Genomic DNA, 3,115 nt, shown 5'->3' with positions numbered 1-3,115 from the left:
TTTGTTCTTTGAAAACCAGATAATATCTTTTTTAATTTTTATTAAACCGAGAACACCGCGTTTTAAAGAGTTTAAAACAAGAAAAAAGTTCTTAACGCAAACTCATAACCGTTTTACCGTTAGGTAAAATTAGGTTAAGTTATTAAGGGCGCATGGTGGATGCCTTGGCACTAGGAGCCGATGAAGGACGGCACTAACACCGATATGCTTCGGGGAGCTGTAAGTAAGCTGTGATCCGAAGATTTCCGAATGGGGCAACCCAATAGTTGTAATTAGCTATTACCGCTAGTTGAATTCATAGACTAGTTGGAGGTAAACGCAGGGAACTGAAACATCTAAGTACCTGCAGGAAAAGAAAAAAATTTCGATTCCCCCAGTAGCGGCGAGCGAAGAGGGAAAAGCCCAAACTAGGAAGCTTGCTTCCTAGGGTTGTAGGACTGAACATTTGAGTTACCAAGGAGTTTGATAGTCGAATGACCTGGGAAGGTCAGCTAAAGTGGGTGACAGCCCCGTAGATTAAATCAAACTCTCTCAGTTCAGGATCCTGAGTACGGCGGAACACGTGAAATTCCGTCGGAATCCGGGAGGACCATCTCCCAAGGCTAAATACTACCTAGTGACCGATAGTGAACCAGTACCGTGAGGGAAAGGTGAAAAGCACCCCGGAAGGGGAGTGAAATAGTTCCTGAAACCATGTGCCTACAAGTAGTTAGAGCCCGTTAACGGGTGATAGCGTGCCTTTTGTAGAATGAACCGGCGAGTTACGTTTGCTTGCAAGGTTAAGTTGGAAATAACGGAGCCGTAGCGAAAGCGAGTCTGAAGAGGGCGAATAAGTAAGTAGACGTAGACCCGAAACCAGGTGACCTACCCATGTCCAGGTTGAAGGTGTGGTAAAACGCACTGGAGGACCGAACTCGTGTATGTTGAAAAATGCTGAGATGAGATGTGGGTAGCGGAGAAATTCCAAACGAACTTGGAGATAGCTGGTTCTCTCCGAAATAGCTTTAGGGCTAGCCTCGAAGTAAGGATCATGGAGGTAGAGCACTGTTTGAACTAGGGGCCCATCCTGGGTTACTGAATTCAGATAAACTCCGAATGCCATTGATTTATCTTCGGGAGTCAGACTGCGAGTGATAAGATCCGTAGTCGAAAGGGAAACAGCCCAGACCACCAATTAAGGTCCCTAAATATATGTTAAGTGGAAAAGGATGTGGAGTTGCATAGACAACTAGGATGTTGGCTCAGAAGCAGCCACCATTTAAAGAGTGCGTAATAGCTCACTAGTCGAGTGACCCTGCGCCGAAAATGTACCGGGGCTAAACATATTACCGAAATTGTGGATGCAGCCGTTAGGCTGCGTGGTAGGAGAGCGTTCTAAGGGCGGTGAAGCCAGATCGCAAGGACTGGTGGAGCGCTTAGAAGTGAGAATGCCGGTATGAGTAGCGCAAGACAGGTGAGAATCCTGTCCACCGAATGACTAAGGTTTCCTGGGGAAGGCTCGTCCACCCAGGGTTAGTCGGGACCTAAGCTGAGGCCGAAAGGCGTAGGCGATGGATAACAGGTTGAGATTCCTGTACCAGCAATGATTGTTTGAACGATGGAGGGACGCAGGAGGCTAAGCACGCACACTGTTGGAGGTGTGTTCAAGCAGCCAGTCTTTAAGCGAGTCAAATGCTTGCTTATTTCAGGACAAGCTGTGATGAGTAGCGAAATTTAAGTAGTGAAGGTGCTGATGTCACACTGCCGAGAAAAGCTTCTAGTGAGATCAAAGCTGCCCGTACCGCAAACCGACACAGGTAGTCGAGGAGAGAATCCTCAGGTGAGCGAGAGAACTCTCGTTAAGGAACTCGGCAAAATGACCCCGTAACTTCGGGAGAAGGGGTGCTGAGCGTAAGCTCAGCCGCAGTGAAAAGGCCCAGGCGACTGTTTATCAAAAACACAGGTTTCTGCAAAATCGTAAGATGAAGTATAGGGGCTGACGCCTGCCCGGTGCTGGAAGGTTAAGAGGATGGGTTAGCTTCGGCGAAGCTCAGAATTGAAGCCCCAGTAAACGGCGGCCGTAACTATAACGGTCCTAAGGTAGCGAAATTCCTTGTCGGGTAAGTTCCGACCCGCACGAAAGGCGTAACGATCTGGGCACTGTCTCGACGAGAGACTCGGTGAAATTATAATACCCGTGAAGATGCGGGTTACCCGCGACAGGACGGAAAGACCCCATGGAGCTTTACTGTAGCTTGATATTGGGTGTTTGTTTAACTTGTACAGGATAGGTAGGAGCCATAGAAGCCGGGACGCTAGTCTCGGCGGAGGCATTGGTGGGATACTACCCTCGTTGAATGAACACTCTAACCTGCGCCAATCAACTTGGCGAGAGACAGTGTCAGGTAGGCAGTTTGACTGGGGCGGTCGCCTCCTAAAAGGTAACGGAGGCGCCCAAAGGTTCCCTCAGAATGGTTGGAAATCATTCACAGAGTGTAAAGGCAGAAGGGAGCTTGACTGCGAGAGTTACAATTCGAGCAGGGACGAAAGTCGGGCTTAGTGATCCGGTGGTTCCGTATGGAAGGGCCATCGCTCAACGGATAAAAGCTACCCTGGGGATAACAGGCTTATCTCCCCCAAGAGTCCACATCGACGGGGAGGTTTGGCACCTCGATGTCGGCTCATCGCATCCTGGGGCTGTAGTCGGTCCCAAGGGTTGGGCTGTTCGCCCATTAAAGCGGTACGCGAGCTGGGTTCAGAACGTCGTGAGACAGTTCGGTCCCTATCCGTCGCGGGCGTAGGAAATTTGCGAGGATCTGTCCTTAGTACGAGAGGACCGGGATGGACACACCGCTGGTGTACCAGTTGTTCTGCCAAGAGCATAGCTGGGTAGCTAAGTGTGGATGAGATAAACGCTGAAAGCATCTAAGTGCGAAACTCACCTCAAGATAAGATTTCCCATTCCGTAGGAAATAAGGCCCCTGAGAGAAGATCAGGTAGATAGGCTGGAAGTGGAAGTGCAGCGATGCATGGAGCGGACCAGTACTAATCGGTCGAAGACTTAACCAAAGAAGAGACGCAGTGTTTAAGGGGAAGAGGATATTAGCTGGTTTTGAGGGAACAAGTTTTTCTCAAA

General features: G+C 49.3%; 1 rRNA gene. It reads left to right on the top strand.

From position 1 onward, the window contains the following. The first annotated feature begins 132 nt into the window (after nucleotides 1-132). Nucleotides 133-3,048: ribosomal RNA gene (locus ON15_RS00910) — 23S ribosomal RNA — on the top strand. Nucleotides 3,049-3,115: the final 67 nt, after the last annotated feature.

The sequence above is a fragment of the Liquorilactobacillus vini DSM 20605 genome, from assembly GCF_000255495.1.
In the GTDB taxonomy this organism is placed as follows: Bacteria; Bacillota; Bacilli; order Lactobacillales; family Lactobacillaceae; genus Liquorilactobacillus; species Liquorilactobacillus vini.
This window is presented reverse-complemented; position numbering and strand designations above follow the sequence as displayed.